The sequence below is a fragment of the Streptomyces roseoverticillatus genome, assembly GCF_000719265.1.
GTDB classification, from domain to species: domain Bacteria; phylum Actinomycetota; class Actinomycetes; order Streptomycetales; family Streptomycetaceae; genus Streptomyces; species Streptomyces roseoverticillatus.
In genome coordinates this window covers 1-18773 of record NZ_JOFL01000019.1, presented here as the reverse complement: position 1 = coordinate 18773, position 18773 = coordinate 1, and the positions used below count along the sequence as shown (strand labels likewise).

At 71.9% G+C, this 18773-nt stretch carries 16 protein-coding genes; 10 read left to right on the top strand and 6 right to left on the bottom strand.

Annotated elements, in window-relative coordinates; translation table 11 throughout:
• The first annotated feature begins 75 nt into the window (after nucleotides 1-75).
• A complete protein-coding gene (locus IF61_RS0122490; RefSeq protein ID WP_030368308.1) occupies nucleotides 76-507 on the top strand; it encodes a pyridoxamine 5'-phosphate oxidase family protein in 432 nt (143 codons plus the stop codon).
• Nucleotides 508-534: 27 nt separating this feature from the next.
• On the opposite strand, the gene IF61_RS0122485 is transcribed toward IF61_RS0122490, so the two are convergent.
• The 3 genes from IF61_RS0122485 to afsR all read right to left on the bottom strand — a co-directional run bounded on the left by IF61_RS0122485 (nucleotide 535) and on the right by afsR (nucleotide 5228).
• Nucleotides 535-867: a hypothetical protein gene (locus IF61_RS0122485; protein WP_157848650.1), complete on the bottom strand. Its 333-nt coding sequence runs from the start codon at nucleotides 865-867 to the stop codon at nucleotides 535-537.
• A 699-nt stretch (nucleotides 868-1566) separates the two neighbouring features.
• The gene (locus IF61_RS0122480; protein ID WP_030368306.1) at nucleotides 1567-1809 is read right to left on the bottom strand and encodes a hypothetical protein; all 243 of its coding nucleotides are present in this window, start codon (nucleotides 1807-1809) and stop codon (nucleotides 1567-1569) included.
• 488 nt (nucleotides 1810-2297) lie between these two features.
• The gene (gene afsR / locus IF61_RS0122475) at nucleotides 2298-5228 is read right to left on the bottom strand and encodes an SARP-family global regulator AfsR (RefSeq protein WP_030368305.1); all 2931 of its coding nucleotides are present in this window, start codon (nucleotides 5226-5228) and stop codon (nucleotides 2298-2300) included.
• 164 nt (nucleotides 5229-5392) lie between these two features.
• On the opposite strand from afsR, the gene IF61_RS0122470 reads away from it, so the two are divergent.
• The 6 genes from IF61_RS0122470 (at nucleotide 5393) to IF61_RS0122445 (ending at nucleotide 13380) form a co-directional block, all read left to right on the top strand.
• Nucleotides 5393-6619: an amidohydrolase family protein gene (locus IF61_RS0122470; RefSeq protein ID WP_030368304.1), complete on the top strand. Its 1227-nt coding sequence runs from the start codon at nucleotides 5393-5395 to the stop codon at nucleotides 6617-6619.
• Nucleotides 6606-7589, top strand: a complete 984-nt coding sequence (locus IF61_RS0122465) for a TIGR03619 family F420-dependent LLM class oxidoreductase (RefSeq protein ID WP_052392936.1) — start codon at nucleotides 6606-6608, stop codon at nucleotides 7587-7589. The genes IF61_RS0122470 and IF61_RS0122465 overlap by 14 nt, the downstream gene beginning before the upstream one ends.
• A gap of 35 nt (nucleotides 7590-7624) precedes the next feature.
• The gene (locus tag IF61_RS0122460) at nucleotides 7625-8374 is read left to right on the top strand and encodes a glucose 1-dehydrogenase (protein ID WP_030368302.1); all 750 of its coding nucleotides are present in this window, start codon (nucleotides 7625-7627) and stop codon (nucleotides 8372-8374) included.
• A gap of 211 nt (nucleotides 8375-8585) precedes the next feature.
• The gene (locus IF61_RS0122455; RefSeq protein WP_030368301.1) at nucleotides 8586-9713 is read left to right on the top strand and encodes an LLM class flavin-dependent oxidoreductase; all 1128 of its coding nucleotides are present in this window, start codon (nucleotides 8586-8588) and stop codon (nucleotides 9711-9713) included.
• 139 nt (nucleotides 9714-9852) lie between these two features.
• Entirely contained in the window at nucleotides 9853-11622 is a 1770-nt protein-coding gene (locus tag IF61_RS0122450) for an N-acyl-D-amino-acid deacylase family protein (protein WP_030368300.1), read from the top strand.
• Nucleotides 11623-11817: 195 nt separating this feature from the next.
• Entirely contained in the window at nucleotides 11818-13380 is a 1563-nt protein-coding gene (locus IF61_RS0122445) for an APC family permease (protein ID WP_030368299.1), read from the top strand.
• A gap of 181 nt (nucleotides 13381-13561) precedes the next feature.
• Here the strand turns inward: IF61_RS0122445 and IF61_RS0122440 are convergent, their stop codons facing one another.
• A complete protein-coding gene (locus IF61_RS0122440; protein WP_030368298.1) occupies nucleotides 13562-14467 on the bottom strand; it encodes a sigma-70 family RNA polymerase sigma factor in 906 nt (301 codons plus the stop codon).
• A gap of 111 nt (nucleotides 14468-14578) precedes the next feature.
• On the opposite strand from IF61_RS0122440, the gene IF61_RS0122435 reads away from it, so the two are divergent.
• The gene (locus IF61_RS0122435; RefSeq protein WP_030368297.1) at nucleotides 14579-15040 is read left to right on the top strand and encodes a carboxymuconolactone decarboxylase family protein; all 462 of its coding nucleotides are present in this window, start codon (nucleotides 14579-14581) and stop codon (nucleotides 15038-15040) included.
• Here IF61_RS0122435 and IF61_RS0122430 read toward each other — a convergent pair.
• Nucleotides 15037-15702, bottom strand: coding sequence for a YceI family protein (locus tag IF61_RS0122430; protein WP_078660411.1), 666 nt, complete (start codon nucleotides 15700-15702; stop codon nucleotides 15037-15039). The genes IF61_RS0122435 and IF61_RS0122430 overlap by 4 nt on opposite strands.
• A gap of 69 nt (nucleotides 15703-15771) precedes the next feature.
• On the opposite strand from IF61_RS0122430, the gene IF61_RS0122425 reads away from it, so the two are divergent.
• The gene (locus IF61_RS0122425) at nucleotides 15772-16647 is read left to right on the top strand and encodes a serine hydrolase domain-containing protein (protein WP_030368295.1); all 876 of its coding nucleotides are present in this window, start codon (nucleotides 15772-15774) and stop codon (nucleotides 16645-16647) included.
• Between the two features lie 209 nt (nucleotides 16648-16856).
• Here IF61_RS0122425 and IF61_RS0122420 read toward each other — a convergent pair whose 3' ends face one another.
• The gene (locus tag IF61_RS0122420) at nucleotides 16857-17633 is read right to left on the bottom strand and encodes an SDR family oxidoreductase (RefSeq protein WP_030368294.1); all 777 of its coding nucleotides are present in this window, start codon (nucleotides 17631-17633) and stop codon (nucleotides 16857-16859) included.
• Nucleotides 17634-17730: 97 nt separating this feature from the next.
• Between IF61_RS0122420 and IF61_RS0122415 the strand changes: the two genes are divergently transcribed.
• Nucleotides 17731-18624, top strand: coding sequence for a sigma-70 family RNA polymerase sigma factor (locus tag IF61_RS0122415; RefSeq protein ID WP_030368293.1), 894 nt, complete (start codon nucleotides 17731-17733; stop codon nucleotides 18622-18624).
• Nucleotides 18625-18773: the final 149 nt, after the last annotated feature.

The window sequence follows — 18773 nt, the reverse complement described above, 5'->3', positions numbered from 1 at the left end:
GCGGCCCTCGGCGCTGTAAAGGGGCGGGGAGTGAAGATGGCCTTCGGAGCCCCGAGCGTGAACGAGGTGGATGCGATGCCGCTGTCCGTCGAAGAGCGTGAGAAATTCCTGGCCGGGCCGCACGTGGCGGCGATCGCCGTCGATGCGGGCGGGGGACGCGGACCGGTGAACGTGCCCGTCTGGTATCTCTACCGTCCGGGCGGTGAGGTCGTGCTCGTCACCGGCCGCGCCTCCCGCAAAGCGCAGCTCATTGCCGATGCCGGGCGATTCACGCTCTTGGTGGACCAGACGTCTCCGACGTACCGGTACGTCTCCGTCGAGGGGGAGCTCGTGTCGCTCGAAACGGCGACGGAGGAGCTGGCGAGGGAGATCGCCGTCCGTTACCTGCCGACGGAAGCGGCAGTGGACGCGCACGTGGAAAGGATCATGGCCGACCCGGAGGCGGTCGTGGCGATCAGGATGCGGCCGCGGCACTGGCACTCGGCCGACCTGGGTGGCGCGAGCTGACCGGCAGGGCCGGCGCAGCTGCCGAGCCTAGCGGGCCGCTGCGGCAGCGCCGAGGCCGGACCAGATGGTGCCGTGGTCGTCGCGGCCACCCGTGCCGTGGTCGTCGCCACCGCCCGTGCCGTGGTCGTCCCGGACGAATGTGCCGTGATCGTCCCGGCCGCCGGTGCCGTGGTCGTCCCCCGGAGCGCCCGCGTTGTCGCCGATCGGGTGCGCGATCCGCACCAGGCCGGCCGACGTTGCCATGGTCAGGTGGTCGTCGGCGGCTGCGGGGCCCGCCGCGGCCAAGGCTCCGGCGGCCGCCATGGCGGTCATCGCCGCTATGACGAGGGCTTTCTTCATGCGCGTACTTGTGCCGTTCATTTCCAGCTCCTCTGATTCGGGGGGTGATGCGGTGGTGGTGCACGTGCCGGCGAAGTTAGCGGGTGAGGACGACTGCGTCCGCCGTTCGGACCGAAGTGCAGGTGCGAACTCCGGTCCTCATGTGTGCAGTTCGGCGCCGCTGGGCGCATGACTGCAGGGGTCGGCGTCGACGGCTTCCCCTCCGCGCTGCCGACGCCGGCCCCTGACAGTCCCCCGTTGGGACATCCCTGTTCAGTTGTTGTGCGTTCAGTTGTTGTGCACGTTCCCCCGTTGCTTCCCCCGTGAATTTCCCCCGTTGTTCTTTTGTCTCTTCAGTTGTTGTGCGACTTGCGTTCCCCCGTGCATTCCCCCGTGCGGTGGCGCCTTTCTCCCCGTCCGACGCCCCCCGTGCTGCTCATGCGTCGGACGACCCCCGTTGGAAATCCCCCGTTGGATCTCCCCCGTCGTGCGTTCCCCCGTGCGTTCCTTCGTGCGGTTCCCCCGTCGTGCATGTCCCCCGTACGGAACCCCCGTCGTACGTTCCCCCGTCGTACGTTCCCCCGTACGTTTCCCCCGTCGTACGTCTTCCCCGGGCGCGTTCCCTGCGGATCTTCCTCCCCCGGAACGCCTCCGTGTCGCGCTCTCCCCCCGAACTCCCCGGCCGGGGAATTCCTGCCCGCCGATGTTTCCGGTCAGAAATCCCCCGCCCCGGGAGCCCGATCAGATCAGCCCGGTTTTGGGCTTGTCCCCCGTGGTGTGGTCGTCCATGACGACCATGTCATCACTCGGTAGGGGTTTTTTCTTCTTCAGGACGTTCTTGTCCTTGAGAACGACGGGCTCACCGATGGTGGCGTGGTCGTCCGGCGGCGGCGCGAACTGCTGCCCCGCTGCGAACGTCCCCCCGGTGGCGTGGTCGTCCTGCGGTGTGGCCACGCCTGGCGTGAGCTTGCGCTCGTCGCTCATAGCGATCAACTCCGATGTGTCGGTGCGAGTCGTTTGGCGTGAGGGGTTGGTGCTGGGATGCAGAACCCGCCCGGCGACTCCCCCGATGGCCGCCGGACGGGGACTGGGGCTGATCACCCCTGAGGTGAGGCCTCACCTACGACCCGTCTGCCCCCCGACGCGACGGATCGACAGGACTCAGACTGCCCTGTCGCGATAAACGATCGATGAACGGGCACGTGACAGCGTTTTCCGGGCCGTTCCGTGGCCGTCCTGTGGCCGTCCCGTGGCCGTTCCGGACCTGCTCCGCGTCTGTTCGGAGTGGCGCATGCCACCCCGAAGCCCGCCGAGTCCGCCCGGCCCGCTCCTTGCTCGCTACCCCGGACCGCCGAGTTCCACCCACCGCCCGGCAGCCCGCCCCGATTCGGGCCCAATCCGGGCCCAATCCGGGCCAGATCCGGGCCCCGATCCGAGCCCGAGTCAGGCCAGATCCGAGCCCGATCCGCGCCCTACGCCGCCGGCACCAGCGACAGCAGCCTTTGCACCTCTGCCGCCTCCGGCGCCCCCAACTGCTCGTAGACCGCCAGCGCCTCCGTCCAGCACGCGCGCGCCCGGCCCGGCTGTCCCAGTGCTTCGAGCGAGCGCCCCAGTACGGTCAGGATGTTGCTGCGCCGCCACTCCCCGCCGATGCCACGCAGCTTCAGCGCCTGCTCGGCGTGGTGGGCCGCGGCCGTCGGCCGCCCGGCCGCGAGGTGGACCTCCGCCAGCCGGTAGTGGGTCATGGCCTCCCAGAGCCGCTGCCGGTTGTCGACGAAGATCGGCATGGCGTTGTTGAGCTGCCGCAGCGCTTCGTCGAACCGCCGTGCGTGGGTGAGGGCCAGGCCGTAGGTGTACAGGCCGTTCGCCAGCCGCCAGCTGACCTTGTTCTCGCGGTAGATGGCGATGGCCCGCTTGGCCAGCTCGATGGCCGAGCTGATGCGCCCGGTGTCGAGGTGGACCCGGGCCAGATTGCTGAGGGCGCTCGCCTCGCACGGCCGGTTGCCGTCCTCGCGGAAGCACTCCAGCGCCTGCTCGAGGTAGGCCTCGGCGTCCTCGTAACGCTGCTGGTACGTGGCGATGATGCCGCGGTTGTTGGAGGCGTATCCGCACGGGATGGGGTCCTCCGTGGCGCGGCCGAGGAGGACGGCGTGCAGGGCGTGCTCGTCGGCCTGGTTGAACCGTCCCGCGATGCTGTGGACGTGTGTGAGGACGGTTCGGGCACGACCCTCGGCCCGGGTGTCCCCCGTCGCCTGAGCGGCGGCCAGCAGCGCTGCCGCAGCCTGCTCGTAGAGGCGGGAGTCGGCGCCGGACTCGGCGAGGTCCTTGGCCGCCAGCAGCAGGTCCACGGCCCGGCGCAGGGTATCGCCGGTGGTGGACGCGTGCTGCCGGACACAGGCCAGCAGGCACCCGGCCTCGGCGAAGAGCCAGTCGGCCGCCGCACTTTGGTCGGTGAAGACGAGCCCCGGGTGGGACGTGGGTGTCAGGTGGGCGAGGAGCTGGTCGCCGGGGCGTTCCAGTACGTACACACCGGCGGCCGTCGCCAGGTAGAAGTCGAGCAGCCGGGAGAGGGCGGCCGCCCCTTCCCCGGGCGGGTATTCGTCCCGCTCGGCGCATGCACGCGCGTAGAGGCGCACGAGGTCGTGGTAGCGGTACCGGCCGGGTGCGGCGGACTCCAGCAGGGACGTGTCGACGAGCGATTCCAGGAGCTCTTCGGTCGCGTCCAGGTCCAGGTCCAGGACGGCCGCGGCGGCGGCCAGCGAGATGTCCGGGCCGTCCGCCAGGCCCAGCAGCCGGAAGGCGCGGGCCTGGCCCGGCTCCAGCTGCCCGTACCCCAGCTCGAAGGTGGCTTTGACGGCGAGGTCGCCGGCGCGCAGCTCGTCGAGGCGGCGCCGCTCGTCGCCGAGCTTGCGGGCCAGCACGGACACGGTCCACGTCCGGCGGGCGGCGAGGCGGGAGGCGGCGATGCGGATGGCGAGCGGCAGGAAGCCGCACGCCGCGACGACGTCCATCGCCGCATCGCGCTCGGTCTCCACGCGCTCGGCGCCGACGATGCGGGTGAACAGCACCAGCGCCTCGTCCGGGCTCATCACGTCCAGGTCGACGAGGTGGGCCCCCGCGAGGCCCACCATGCGCGTCCGGCTCGTGACGAGGGCGGCGCAGCCCTCCGTGCCGGGCAGCAGCGGGCGGACCTGAGCGGCGTCGCGGGCGTTGTCGAGCAGGGCGAGGACGCGGCGGCCGTCGAGGGTGGAGCGGAAGAGCGCGGACCGTTCCTGCACCCCCTCCGGAATGGCGGCATCCAGAATTCCGAGGGCCCGCAGGAACGATCCGAGCACTGCTTCCGGCTCGGCGGGCAGCGGACCCGCACCCTGCAGGTCCACGTACAGCTGCCCGTCCGGGAAGTGGTGCCGCGCGGCGTGCGCGACGTGCACCGCCAGCGTCGTCTTACCGACGCCGCCGATGCCGGCGACCGCCGACACGGCCATCACCTGGCCGTCGCACGTCGCGAGCTGGTCGCCGAGCTCGTCCACGAAGGCGGCGCGCCCGGTGAAGTCGGAGACCGTCGCGGGCAGCTGCGCGGGCCGGATGAACGCGGGCCCGGCGCAGGGCCGGTCGTCCGGGACGAAGGGCAGGGCGAGGTCGGCGTCGGCGTTGAGGATGCGCTGCTGGAGCTCGGAGAGCTCGGGACACGGATCGACGCCCAGCTCGTCGGCGAGGAGCCGGCGCGTGTCGGCGTAGACGGCGAGGGCCTCGGCCTGCCGGCCGCTGCGGTAGAGGGCGAGCATCAGCAGCTCGCGCAGCCGCTCGCGCAGCGGGTGGGCGGCGGTCAGGGCCGTCAGCTCCGAGACCGCCTCGGCGTGGCTGCCCACCTCAAGGTCCAGGTCCAGCCGGGTCTCGATGAGCGACAGCCGCCACTCCTCCAGGCGCGTGCGCTGCGTCTCCGCGTACGGGCCGGGCAGGCCGGCCAGCGGCTCGCCGTCCCACACGCCGAGGGCTTCGTTGATGAGGTCGCGGGCGCGGTGGCGGTCGCCGGAGGCGCGCGTCTTCTCCGCCTCGGTCACGAGGTGCTCGGCCCGGTCGATGTCCAGGCAGCCGAGGCCGACCCGGACGGCGTAGCCCCCGGACTCGCTGACCAGGACGTCGGCGTCCCGGCCGAAGGCCTTGCGCAGCCGCGAGGCGTACGTGCGCAGCGCGGCGAGGGCGGCGTGCGGCGGTTCGTCGCCCCACAGCGCGTCCACCAGCTCGGGCGCGGTGGCGGTCCGGCCGCCGCGCAGCAGCAGGGCCGCGAGGAGCGCCCGCTGCTGCGGCGAGCCGGTGTTCAGCAGTTCCCTGCCGCGGCGGGCCCGGACGGGCCCGAGCACGGTGAATCGGAGCTGCTGCCCGTGCCCTGTGTCGCCGGCCATGGTGACCCCCTGCTTGTCCCGCTCGGTCGCACGGCCAGTCTGCCTTGTTCAGGGGCTCTGCGTCAGCAGGGGTCCGGCCTCTCCACAAGGCCTGCAGAAGACCGCCCCACCCCTGCGGAGGACGCCTACTGACGAAGTGTCAGATCGTCGCTAACGTGTCAGCCATGGAGAGCATCCCCCGCATCATCTCGGTGGACGATCACACGGTCGAGCCTCCTCACGTCTGGTCGGACCGGCTACCGGCGAAGTTCCGCGACGTCGGGCCGCGGATCGTGCGCGCGCCGGTGAAGGAGATGACCTTCGTCGGCGGAAGGTTCACTCCCGTCATGGGCGCCCCCGGCGACGACGGCCCGGAGGCGGACTGGTGGATCTATGAGGATTTGCACCGTCCGCTCACGCGGCTGGATACCGCCGTCGGATACTCCAGGGATGACGTCAGGCTGGAGGGCATCACGTACGAACAGATGCGGCCCGGCTCCTTCAGCGTCCCGGAACGTCTGGCCGATATGGACCGCAACCATGTCCAGTCCGCGCTGTGCTTCCCCACCTTCCCGCGCTTCTGCGGGCAGACCTTCACCGAGGCGTCGGACCGCGAACTCGCCCTCCTCGGCGTCCGCGCGTACAACGACTGGATGGTGGAGGAGTGGTGCGGACCTGAGGCGCACGGCCGCCTCATCCCCCTCTGCATCGTCCCCCTGTGGGACGCCGGTCCGGCCGCCGCCGAGGTCCGCCGCAACGCCGCGCGCGGCGTGCGCGCCGTCTGCTTCTCCGAGATCCCCCCGCACCTCGGCCTCCCTTCCATCCACACCGACGCCTGGGATCCCTTCCTGCGCGCCTGCGCCGAGACCCGCACCGTCATCGCCATGCACATCGGCTCCTCCTCGCGCATGCCGTCCACCTCGGCCGACGCGCCGCCCGCCGTCGGTTCCGTCATCACCTTCGCCAACTGCTGCTTCTCGCTCGCCGACTGGCTGATGTCCGGCGCCTTCGAGCGCTTCCCGGAGCTGCGGATCATGTACGCCGAGGGGCAGATCGGCTGGATCCCGTACGTCCTGGAGCGCGCGGACGTCACCTGGGAGCAGAACCGCGCCTGGGGCGGCGTCGCGGACAAGGTCCGGCGGCCGCCCTCCGAACTGTTCGCCGAGCACGTCCACGGCTGCTTCTTCGACGACGCCTTCGGCTTGCGCAGCCTCGACGCGATCGGCGCCGGCAACGTCCTCTACGAGACCGACTACCCGCACTCCGACTCCACCTGGCCGCGCTCGAAGGAGGTCGCGGAGCGGCAGATGGGACACCTGCCGCCGGACGTCGTCGAGCGCATCGTCCGCGGCAACGCGATCGAGCTGCTGGGGCTCACGGAGGAAGGGCTGTGGGCGCATGCCGGGAGGTGAGGAACCGCCGCCGGCCACCGGACTGCAGGTGCTGCCCCCGGGCCGCCTCTCCTACGGCATGCAGCTCCCCGTCACCTCCCTCAGCACCCTCTACGCCGAGCCCTGGGAGGTCGAGGCGGGCCCCGCCGAGCTGCGGCGGATCGCCCGCGCGGCCGACCGGCTCGGCTTCGCCTACGTCGCCACCTGCGACCACGTCGCCGTCCCCGTACGCCTGGCCGCCGCCATGGGCACCGTCTGGTACGACCCGGTGGCCACCCTCGCCCACCTCGCCGCCGTCACCGAGCGCGTCCTGCTGCTCAGCCACGTCGTCGTGGCCGCGCTGCGGCACCCGCTCGCGCTCGCCAAGCAGTACGCGACCGTCGACCGGCTCGCGGAGGGGCGGCTCGTGCTCGGGGTCGGGGCCGGGCACGTGCGGGAGGAGTTCGCGGCGCTCGGCGTCGACTACGAGCGGCGGGGCGCGATCCTGGACGAGACGGTCGACGCGCTCAAGGCGGCGCTCGGGCCTTACGAGTTCCCGCAGTTCAGCGGCCGCCGCTTCGCCTTCCGCGGCCTCGGCCAGGCGCCCCGGCCCGTCCGCACGCCGCGCCCGCCGCTGTGGGTCGGCGGTTCCTCGCCCGCCGCCCTGCGCCGGGCGGCGCTCCGGGGCGACGGCTGGCTGTCCCAGGGCGACCGGCGCGAGGAACTGCCGCAGCGCATCGCCGCACTGCGGCGGCTGCGCGAGGAGGCGGGCAGGGACGGGCCCTTCGCAGTCGGGGCGATCTCCGAGGCGCTGTACGTCGGGAGCCCGGCCTGGGACACCGGCGGCCGGACGCTGACCGGCGGACCGGAGGCGCTCGCGGAGTCGCTGCGGGCGTACCGGGCGATGGGTGCGGACCAGATACAGGTGCGGTTCCGCTCGCGTGACGCGTCCGAACTCCTCGATCAGATGGAGGCGTTCGCGGAGGCGGTGGCTCCGCTCCTTAACGGGTAGGCAGACCGGCAAGAGGGGCGACGAAGAGGGGCATCATGGGCAAACTCGACGGCCGCGTCGTGCTCGTCACGGGCGCGGCGCGCGGACAGGGCGAGCAGGAGGCGCGGCTGTTCGCCGCGGAGGGCGCGAAGGTCGTCCTGGCGGACGTCCTGGACGAGCAGGGCGGCGCGGTGGCGAAGGAGCTGGGCGCCGATGCTGCGCGCTACGTCCACCTCGACGTCGGCGAGGAGGCCGACTGGTCAGCGGCGATCACGGCCGCCAAGGAGGCGTTCGGCTCGCTCGACGGCCTCGTCAACAACGCCGGGATCCTGCGCCGGAACCGCTTGGTGGACACGCCCCTGCAGGAATTCGTGGAGGTGTGCCGGGTCAACCAGCTGGGCACGTTCCTCGGCATGCGCGCGGCCGCGCCCGAGCTGGCCGCGGCGGGCGGCGGCACCATCGTCAACATCTCGTCGTACGCCGGGCTCGCGGGCATCGCCCGCCTCACCTCCTACGCGGCCTCGAAGGCGGCCGTCCTCGCCATGACCCGCGTGGCCGCCCTGGAGCTGGCGGCGCAGGGCGTACGGGTCAACGCCGTCTGCCCGGGCGCGATCGACACCCCGATGATCGACGTGGAGAAGGCCGCCCTTCTGTTCCGGACGCTGGTGCCCTTGGGGCGGGCCGGGCGCCCGGACGAGGTGGCGCGGGCGGTGCTGTACCTGACGGCGGACGACTCGTCGTACGTGACGGGGCAGCATTTCGTGGTGGACGGGGGGTGGCTGGCGGGGGTCCCCGTAGTCGACTGACGCCCGGTGCCCGGCGGCCGGGCGCCCTGGCGGGGACCGGCGTCCGGCGTTGTCCCGACGTCATCGGGGACCGGCGTGGGTCCGGCGTCCGCCGTCGTCTTGACGTTGCCGGAGGCCGGTGCCAGAGTCTCAGCAGCCAGCGATCTGACGAGGCGTCAGAAGGCGTCGCGTCAGGACTCGGAAAACCTGAACGGACGGACGGTGAACCGCCGTGGAATTCGGGATCTTCGTGCAGGGATACGTTCCGGCGAGCCGGCGGCGGGACGATCCCCGGGCCGAGCACCACGCGCTGATGGAGGAGACCGAGTACGTCATCCAGGCCGACAAGTCCGGCTTCAAGTACGCCTGGGCCTCCGAGCACCACTTCCTGGACGAGTACTCGCACCTCTCCGCCAACGACGTCTTCCTCGGCTACCTCGCGCACGCGACCGACCGCATCCACCTCGGCTCCGGCATCTTCAACCCGCTGCCGCAGGTCAACCACCCGGTCAAGGTCGCCGAGAAGGCCGCCATGCTCGACCACCTCTCCCGCGGGCGCTTTGAGTTCGGCACCGGGCGGGGCGCGGGCAGCCACGAGATCCTCGGGTTCCTGCCGGGCATCACCGACATGGACCGCACCAAGGAGATCTGGGAGGAGACGATCGCGGAGTTCCCCCGGATGTGGCTGCAGGAGGAGTACCCCGGCTTCGAGGGGAAGCATTGGTCCCTGCCGCCGCGCAAGGTGCTCCCGAAGCCGTACGGGCCCGCACACCCCGCCATGTGGTACGCGGCCGGGTCGCCCTCCTCGTACGCGATGGCCGCGCGCAAGGGGCTCGGCGTCCTGGGCTTCAGCGTGCAGAAGGTCGCCGACATGGAGTGGGTCGTCGACTCGTACAAGACGGCGATCGCGGGGGCCGAGCCCGTCGGCGCGTACGTCAACGACAACGTCATGGTCACCTCCACGGCCGTCTGCGCCGAGACGCACGCGAAGGCGGTGGAGATCGCGGCCGCGGGCGGGCTGCACTACCTCCAGTCGCTGCTCTTCCGCTACCACGACACGTTCCCCCGCCCCGAGGGCATCCCGCGCTGGCCGGAGCTCCTGCCCGAGTACACCGAGGAGGTCATCGAGCTGCTCATCGCCGAGGAGCTGATGATCTGCGGCGACCCGGACGAGGTGTTCCAGCAGTGCAAGCGGTGGGAGCAGGCGGGCGCGGACCAGCTGTCGTTCGGGTTGCCGGTCGGCGTGCCGTACGAGGACACGATGCGCACCATCCGGCTGATCGGGGAGCACGTCATTCCGAAGATCGACACGGATCCGGTGCACCGCACGACGCGCATGCGCCAGGCGGCGGGGCGCTGAGGGTCCTCCCGTACACCGGGGCGGCGTCTTCCCGGATCCGCCGCCCCGGTCTCCGACGGTCCGCAGTCCGTCCTCGTAGGCAATTCCTCGTAGGCAATTCCGCGTAGGTAATGGTGACCGACAGCAAAGGTGACCTGCCATGCTCGACCACCTCATCAGACGCGCCACCGTCATCGACGGCACCGGAGCCCCCTCCTACGCCGCCGACATCGGCATCCGGGACGGGCGCATCGCCCTGATCCGCCGCCGCTCGCCGTCCCCCGTGCAGGCCGGCGGCCGGGTGGGGGAGCGGGCCCGGACCGAGGAGGACGCCTCCGGCCTCGTCCTCGCACCCGGCTTCGTCGACCCGCACACCCACTACGACGCCCAGCTCTTCTGGGACCCGTACGCGACCCCGTCCCTGAGCCACGGCGTCACCACGGTCGTCGGCGGCAACTGCGGCTTCAGCCTCGCGCCCCTGAACCCCGCGCGGCCCGCCGACGCCGACTACACGCGGCGCATGCTCAGCAAGGTCGAGGGCATGTCGCTCGCCGCCCTGGAGGAGGGCGCGCCCTGGAACTGGTCGTCCTTCGGGGAGTACCTGGGCGCGCTGGACGGGCGGATAGCCGTCAACGCCGGGTTCATGGCCGGGCACTGCGCCCTGCGCCGCTGCGCGATGGGCCCGGACGCCGTCGGCGGGCAGCCCGACGCGCGGCAGCAGCGGCACATGACCGCCCTCCTGCACGAGGCCATGGAGGCGGGCGCCTGGGGCCTGTCCACCACGCAGTCGGCCACCCACTCCGACGGCGACGGCCGCCCCGTGGCCTCCCGGCACGCGCGGCCCGCCGAACTGCTCGCCCTCGCGGCGGCCGTCGGCGAGCACGAGGGCACCCAGATCGAGGCGATCGTCCCGGGCTGCCTCGACCGCTTCCACGACGACGAGATCGACCTGCTGACGGACATGAGCGCGGCCGCCGGCCGCCCCCTCAACTGGAACGTCCTCACCATCGACGCCGCCGAGCCCGGCCGCGTGCCCCGCCAGCTCGCCGCGAGCGAGCGGGCCCGCGCCGCCGGCGGCCGCATCGTCGCCCTGACGATGCCCATCCTCACGCCCATGAACATGTCCCTGGGCACCTTCTGCGCGCTCAACCTCATCCCCGGCTGGGGCGAGATCCTCTCCCTGCCCGTCCCGCACCGCATCACCGCCCTGCGCGACGCGTCCGTCCAGGCGGACATGCTGCGCCGCGCCCGCAGCCCCGAGGCGGGCGTCTTCCTCCGCCTGACCGACTTCGAGCGGTACGTGATCGGCGACACGTACGCGAAGGAGAACGACGGCCTGACCGGGCGGGTGGTCGCCGACGTCGCCGCCGAGCGCGGCCTGGACCCCTTCGCGTGCCTGGTGGAGATCTGCGCGGCCGACGAACTGCGCACCGTCCTGTGGCCGACGCCCACGGACGACGACCCCGCCAGCTGGGAACTGCGCCGGAGTACGTGGGAACACCCCGACGTGCTGCTGGGCGGCTCCGACGCGGGGGCGCACCTGGACCGGATGTGCGGCGCCCCGTACACGACGCGCTTCCTCGGCGACTGCCTGCGGGGCCGCAAGCTGGTGCCGGTCGAGCGCGCCGTGCAGATGCTGACGGACGACCCGGCGCGCCTGTTCGGCCTGCGCGGCCGCGGCCGCATCGCCGAGGGGTACGCGGCCGACCTCGTCCTCTTCGACCCCGGCCGCGTCGACGCCGGCCCGGCCACGCTCGTCCACGACCTGCCGGGCGACGGTCCGCGGCTGGACTCGCGGGCGGTGGGCGTGGTGAGCGTGCGGGTCAACGGGGTGGAGACGGTGCGGCACGACGTGATGACGGGGGCGCTGCCGGGGACGGTGCTGCGGTCGGGGAGGGATACGGAGACGGTGGGGACGGGAAAATTTTGAATCGGGACAAAAGGGGTGGGGGTGCGGTTCCCGCACTCAGGGGAACTGGCCGTACGGCCTTAAAGTTACCGGCCGTAACCTAGGGAAGGCCTTCGTTTGCCAGGTCAACTGACCGCGATGGGTGGGAAGTTCGTGGTCCGGTTCCTGGACCGTAAACCTCCGATTGCGGAAACAGCACCCCCTACCGTCCTGCCCATGGTTCAGGTACACCCGCGGCCGGGGGCCGGAGACACGGTAACGAGCGTCACCGATGCGGGGCAGCGGCCCGGCAAGGGCCTCAGCGGCAACTCCGTCGGCCTGCTGGGCAGCGCCGTCATCGGCATCTCCACCGTCGCCCCCGTCTACTGCCTGACCTCCACCCTCGGCCCCACCGCGGGCCAGGTCGGCGTCCAGATGCCCGCCGTCTTCCTGGCCGGGTTCCTGCCGATGCTGCTGGTCGCCTTCGCCTACCGGGAGCTGAACAAGGCCGTCCCCGACTGCGGCACGTCCTTCACCTGGACGGTGCAGGCGTTCGGACCGCGCGTCGGCTGGATGTGCGGCTGGGGGCTCGTGATCGCCACGATCATCGTCCTGTCGAACCTCGCGGGCGTGGCGACGTCGTTCTTCTACCTCCTCCTCGGGCAGCTCACCGGCAGCGACGCCGTGGCCGCCCTCGACGGGAACCGCCCCGTGCACGTGGCGACGTGCCTCGCCTTCATCGCCGTGGCGACGGCCATCAGCTACCGGGGCATGACCGCGACGAAGGGCGTGCAGTACGCGCTGGTCGCCCTGCAACTCGCCGTCCTGGCCGTCTTCGTGGCGATGGCCCTGACCAAGGCCCGCTCGGGCGACCTGCCCGCCTCCATCGGCTTCTCCTGGACCTGGCTGAACCCGTTCGCCGTCCAGTCCTTCGCGGCCTTCACGGCGGGGCTCTCGCTGTCCATCTTCATGTTCTGGGGCTGGGACGCGTGCCTGACCGTCAATGAGGAGACACAGGGCAGCGCGAAGACCCCCGGCCGCGCCGCGCTCCTCGCCATGGTCGTCCTCGTCGCCTCGTACCTGCTGACCGCAGTCGCCGCCCAGATGTTCGCCGGCACCGGCGACGAGGGCACCGGCCTCGGCAACCCCGACACCGCCGGCAACGTCTTCGCCGCGCTCGCCGACCCGGTCATGGGCACGGCCCTGGGCGTGCTGCTGTTCGTGGCCGTCCTGGCCTCGGCCGCCGCCAGCCTCCAGACGACGTTCCTGCCCGTCGCCCGCACGGTGCTTGCCATGAGCGCCTACGAGGCCCTGCCGCCGTCCTTCGCCCGCATCCACCCGCGCTTCAGGTCCCCCGGCCGGGCCACGGTCGCCGCCGGCGTCGCCACCGGCGTCTTCTACGCGGCCATGAGCTTCCTCAGCGAGAACGTCCTCATCGACACGATCTACGCCCTCGGGCTGATGATCTGCTTCTACTACTCGATCACGGCGTTCGCGTGCGCGTGGTACTTCCGTGGAGAGCTCGGCCGCTCCGTGCGGGACGCCCTCTTCAAGGGCGCGTTCCCGGTGCTGGGCGGCGTCCTGCTGGCGGCCGTGTTCGGCAAGACGCTGTACGACATGTGGGATCCGTCGTACGGGAGCGGCAGTTCGGTGCTGGGCGTCGGCTCGGTGTTCGTGATCGGCGTGGGGCTGTTGCTGCTGGGTGTCGTGCTGATGCTGGCGATGCGGCGCCGCAGCCCGGCGTTCTTCCGCGGCGAGGTGCTGACGCGGTCGACGCCGGCGCTGGTGGTGGAGGAGTAGTGGTGGAGGAGTAGGTGTAGGCCTGGGCGTAGGCGTAGGAACGGCCGGGGGCGCAGGGCTGGTGCGTAGGCCTGCGCCCCCCACGGCCGGTCTGTGCCGCGGCCGTTCCGCCGCGGCGGTTCTGTGCCGTGGTCGGTCTGTGCCGTGGTCGGTCCGTGCCGTGGTCGGGTCTGTGCGGTGGTCAGTCCGTCAGGGCGCTCAGATCGAGGTTCGCGAGGCGCTCGGGGTCCGTGAGGATGTCCAGGGCGGTGACCCGGCCGCCCCGGATGGTGAAGGCCATGACCGACATCGCCCGGCCGTCCGCGACGGCGACCACGCCGGGCGTGCCGTTGACCAGCGCCGGAAGCGCCGCCTCGGCGAAGCGGGCGAACATGATCGCCTGGGAGGCGACCTCGGCCGCGCCGCGGCGCAGCGCGCTCGGGAGCAGCGTGCCGCCGTCGGAGCGGGCCACGATGTCCGGGTCGAGGACGGCGACGAGGGCGTCGAAGTCGCCGCCGCGTGCGGCGGCCAGGAAGGCGTCGACGACGCGGCGGCGGGCGGCCACGTCGCTGTCGGGCGCCGGGGCCTGGCCCTGCACGCGGCGGCGGGCGCGGCTGGCGAGCTGCCGGGTCGCGGCGGGGGTGCGGTCGATGACTTCGGCGATGTCGTCGAAGGGCACGTGGAACATGTCGTGCAGGACGAAGGCGAGCCGCTCCGCCGGGGCGAGGGTCTGCAGGACGACCATGAGGGCGATGCCGACCGAGTCGGCGAGGAGGATCTCCTGCTCCGGGTCGACGCGGTCCGCCGCGCTGATGACCGGGTCGGGGAGGCTGACCACCCGGCCTTCCCCGTCGTGGAGCGGCTCCTCGTGCCGCGTGGCGCGCGAGCGCAGCATGTCCAGGCACACGCGGCCGGTCACGGTGGTCAGCCAGCCGCCGAGGTTCCCGACCTCGCTGGTGTCGGAGCGGCTCAGCTTGAACCACGTCTCCTGGACGGCGTCCTCGGCCTCGGCGAGCGATCCGAGTATCCGGTAGGCCACCGCCCTCAGGTGCGGCCGGTGCTCCTCGAACCGCTGTGCCTGCTCCGCCAGAAAATTTTTCTCGCTCACGTGTCACATCCCCCTGATCCGATCCGTCATGGAAGTGACGGACAACGACGGCGGCCACGCGCCGACACGGAGGATTTGATCATGACTGCTCAGACCATGACTGCTCAGACCATGACTGCTCGGATGAAGAACCCCGCGATGGTCCTGCCGGATGCCATGAAGGGCATCCAGCATCTCCTCGGGGCCGCGGGCCAGGGCGGCGTCTCCCAGGAGATCCTGGAGCTGGTCCACCTGCGGGCCAGCCAGATCAACGGCTGCAGCGCCTGCGTGTACGGGGGCGTGGCGAGCGCCAAGAAGGCCGGGCTGAGCGAGGACAAGCTGCACACCGTCGCGGCCTGGCACGAGTCCCCCTTCTTCACGGACGGCGAGCGCGCCGCACTGGCCCTGACCGAGTCCGCCACGCGGCTCGCCGACCACACGGGCAAGGCCGTGCCGGACGACATATGGGACGCGGCCGCCGACCACTTCGACGAGAAGCAGCTCGCCGCGATCATCCTCATGATCGCCACGACCAACTTCTTCAACCGCCTCAACGCGACGGTCGAGGAGCCGGCGGGGGCCACCTGGGGCTAGACCGCCTGAGGCCAGGCTTCCTCGGGCCGGCCCTCCTCGGGCTGACCCGCTTCGGGCTGGTCCTCCTCGGGCTGGTCTTCCTCGGGCTGATCTATTTCGGGCTGAGCCTTATCCAGGACGGCCTCGACGTCAACCGTGACGTCGACCATGTCGCTGACGACCACCCCGCCCCGGTCCACCACATCGTTCCAGCTCACCCCGAAGTCGTGGCGGTTGAGGCGGGTCGTGGCGGTAAAACCGGCCCTGCGCCTGGGGCCGGCGTCGCGGCCGTCCTCCCACCAGGGCGTGTCCCACTGCCCCAGGTAGGTGACCTGGAACGTCACGGGGCGGGTCGTTCCCCGGATGGTGAGATCCCCCGTGACCTCGAACTCGGTCGCGCTCGCCTGATGGACGCCCGTCCCCGTGAAGGTCCATTCCGGGTGGGTCTCGCAGTCGAAGAAGTCCGCGCTGCGGAGGTGGGCGTCCCGCTGCTCCTGGCCCGTGTACACCTGGGTCGCGTCGACCACCGCCTCCACGCGGGCATTCTCCGGATCGCCGGGATCGACCTCCAGCGAGCCGCGCACGTTCTTCAGCTGCCCGCGCACGTAGGTGACCATCATGTGCCTGGCGCGGAATTCGGCGCCCGTGTGGCCGGGTTCGAAGAACCATCTGGTGACGCCCATGGCACTTGGCACCTCCCGGGCAGGGGCTCCGCCCCTTCGGACCTGCCCCTTCCGTCAGGATAGGTCGCCATGGACTTCTCTGCGCCTTCGTGCGTCCTGGGCAGCGACGGCCTCTGCGCGCCCCACACCGGCCGCGGCCATGACCCTGATGCCTTCGTCGAGATCGGCTCCCTGACGAAGGTGCTGACCGGGACGCTGCTGATGCGGCTAGCCGCGCGGGGTGTCGTTTCCGTCGACGATCCCGTGGAGCGGTGGATCAGGACACCTGCGGGTACGGGCATCACCTTGCGGCACCTGCAGGAGCACACGTCGGGCCTGCCCCGCCTGCCGCCTCTGCTGCCGGGGGCGAAGCGCTCGGACCCGTACCTCTCGTTCACCGGCCAGGCGCTACGGGATCACCTGGTCGCGGGCCTGGACACCTTCGCGGTCGCGCCTCCTGGGGAGAAGGAGGAGTATTCCAATTTCGGCTATGCGGTGCTGGGCGCGGCGCTGTCAGCCGCGGCGGGTGCCTCGTACATGGACCTGCTGGCGGAGCACGTCCTGGACCCGCTGGGCATACGGAGCGAGGTCACTCATCAGCCCCCGCAGGGTCGCAGCCTGGTCCCGACCGGGATCTTCGGCCGCCGGCTCCGGCCGTGGACGATGACCGGTGCGATCCTCCCCGCCGGCGGCCTGTGGGCGACCCCGCGGGCGGCGGCCCGCATCCTCACCGGCCTGGTGGTGGAGCGAGTGCTGGGAGAACCGGCCCCGGCCTGGCAGCGGGCGGGCGAACTCGTCTGGCACAACGGCGCCACCCGCAACGCCTCGGTCTTCGCCGGCGCCTTCCCCGACGGCCGCTGGATCCTCGTCCACCGCCTCGGCGGCCCGGCGGACACGACGGACCGCATGGGCATCGACCACTTGCGGGGGGAGCGGTGCGCTGGCGGCAACGGCGCGGCGCGCTGACGCCGACCGCGCCTACCAGGCCGGCCGCGGTGGCCGGGCCGATCGCGGTGGCCGCGGTGGCGGGCTGAAGTCCGGGTGTGGTCCGGGCTCCGGTCTGGGTGTCGGTCCCGCCTCCGGTCTGGGCGTTGGTCCGGGTTCTGGCCTGGGTGTTGCTCCGGGCGGCGGCCCGTGCGCTGGTCCGGGCTTCGGTCTGGGCACCGGCCCGGGTGTCAGGCCGCCGCCACTCGCTCCGCCAGGAAGTCCTCCCAGGTCCGCTGCCCGACCGAGGCGCCCTCCAGGGTCAGGTTGTCGCCCGCGCGGTACGCGCGGCCGACCTTTCCCGGCATCCGGACGGGCAGCAGCATCCGGTGCTTGCCGCGCGCCTGCAGATAGTCGCGGCTCAGGTCGCCCAGGCCGTACACCTTCGGGCCGGTGAGGTCGGGCACCAGGCCTGCCGGGCGGCCGAGGACAAGTTCCACGAGGCGCGCGGCGACGTCGCGCGCGTCGACCGGCTGCCAGCGGAGGCCGCCCGGGGCGGGCACCACCGGCAGCTTCGCCATCTTCTCCACGACCGTCAGGGCCAGGTCGTGGAACTGGGCGGCCCGCAGCGTCGTCCACGGAATACCAGATTCCGATATGGCCTGCTCCGCGCCCAGCTTGGCCCTGAAGTAGCCCAGCGGCAGCTTGTCCGCCCCGATGACCGAGATGTACACCAGGTGCTCCACGCCGGCCCGCTGCGCGGCCGCCACCAGGTGTCGCGTGGCCTCGTCGTCACCCTTCGGGCCGCCCGCGAGGTGAAGGACGGTCTCCACGCCCTCCAGCGCGGCGTCCAGGCCCTCGCCCTTGAGCAGGTCGGCGGCCACGTGCTCGATGCCGTCGGCGGGCTCGCCGCCGCGCCGGCTGAGCACCCGCACGGTGCGGCCGGCCTCCCGCAGGAGCGGCACGACGAGGCGGCCGAGCGTGCCCGTGCCACCGGTGACCAGAACGGGGGCGGTCTTCGCGGTCATCTCCACCATCTCCAAAGTGCGCGCCCGGGAGATGATCTCCCAGGTCTGTGCATCTACCTCTGCCTCTATGACCCGCCGCGAAGAAGGAATGTGACAGGTGGACGAGAAAACTTCTGTGACAGCGCGATTCGAGGAACACCGGCCCCGTCTCCGGGCGGTCGCCTACCGGATGCTCGGCTCCCTCGCCGAGGCCGACGACGCCGTCCAGGAGGCCTGGCTGCGCCTGGACCGTACGGACGCCTCCGAGATCGACAACCTCGGCGGCTGGCTGACCACGGTCGTCGGACGCATCTGCCTCAACCTGCTGCGGTCGAGGGAACAGCGGCGCGAGGACCCCCTGGAGATACGGATCCCCGACCCGGTCATCAGCCGCGAGGAAGGCGCCGCCGGCGCCGACCCCGAGCAGGAGGCGCTGCTCGTCGACTCGGTCGGCCTGGCCATGCTGGTCGTCCTGCAGTCGCTCGCCCCCGCCGAACGGCTCGCGTTCGTCCTGCACGACATGTTCCACGTGCCCTTCGACGACATCGCCCCGCTGATCGAGAAGACCACGGCCGCGACCCGCCAGCTCGCCAGCCGCGCCCGCCGCCGTGTCCAGGGCGCCGCCCCCGCACCCGATCCTGACCTCGCCCGCCAGCGCGCCGCGGTCGACGCGTTCTTCGCCGCCGCGCGCGACGGCGACTTCGAGGCCCTCGTCTCCGTCCTCGACCCCGACGTCGTCCTGCGCTCCGACGGCGGCACGGCCCGCACCGGCCTCTCGGTCCTCATCCGGGGCGCGCGGACGGTGGCCGCCCAGGCAACCTCCTGGGGCAAGCTGTCCCCGTTCGCCCGCCCGGCGCTCATCAACGGCATGGCGGGGGTCGTGGTCGTTCCCCAGAAGCGGCCGGTGTCTGTCATGGCCTTCACCGTGGTGGAGGGAAGGATCACCACGATCGAGGTCCTGGCCGACCCGCAGCGTCTGGGGCAGTTGGACTTGTCGGTCCTGGAGGTTTGACCCCGAGTGGGCGGGGTGGGGTGGGGGGCTTGTGCCTGTCGGGTGTCCGGCGCTTGGTGGGTGGTGGGCCGCCGTGCTCCTGCCGTCGCGAGTGCGGGTGCGTGAGGAGACCTTGCGCATGGGTCTGGGCTGGTGGGGAGCGGGCTGCT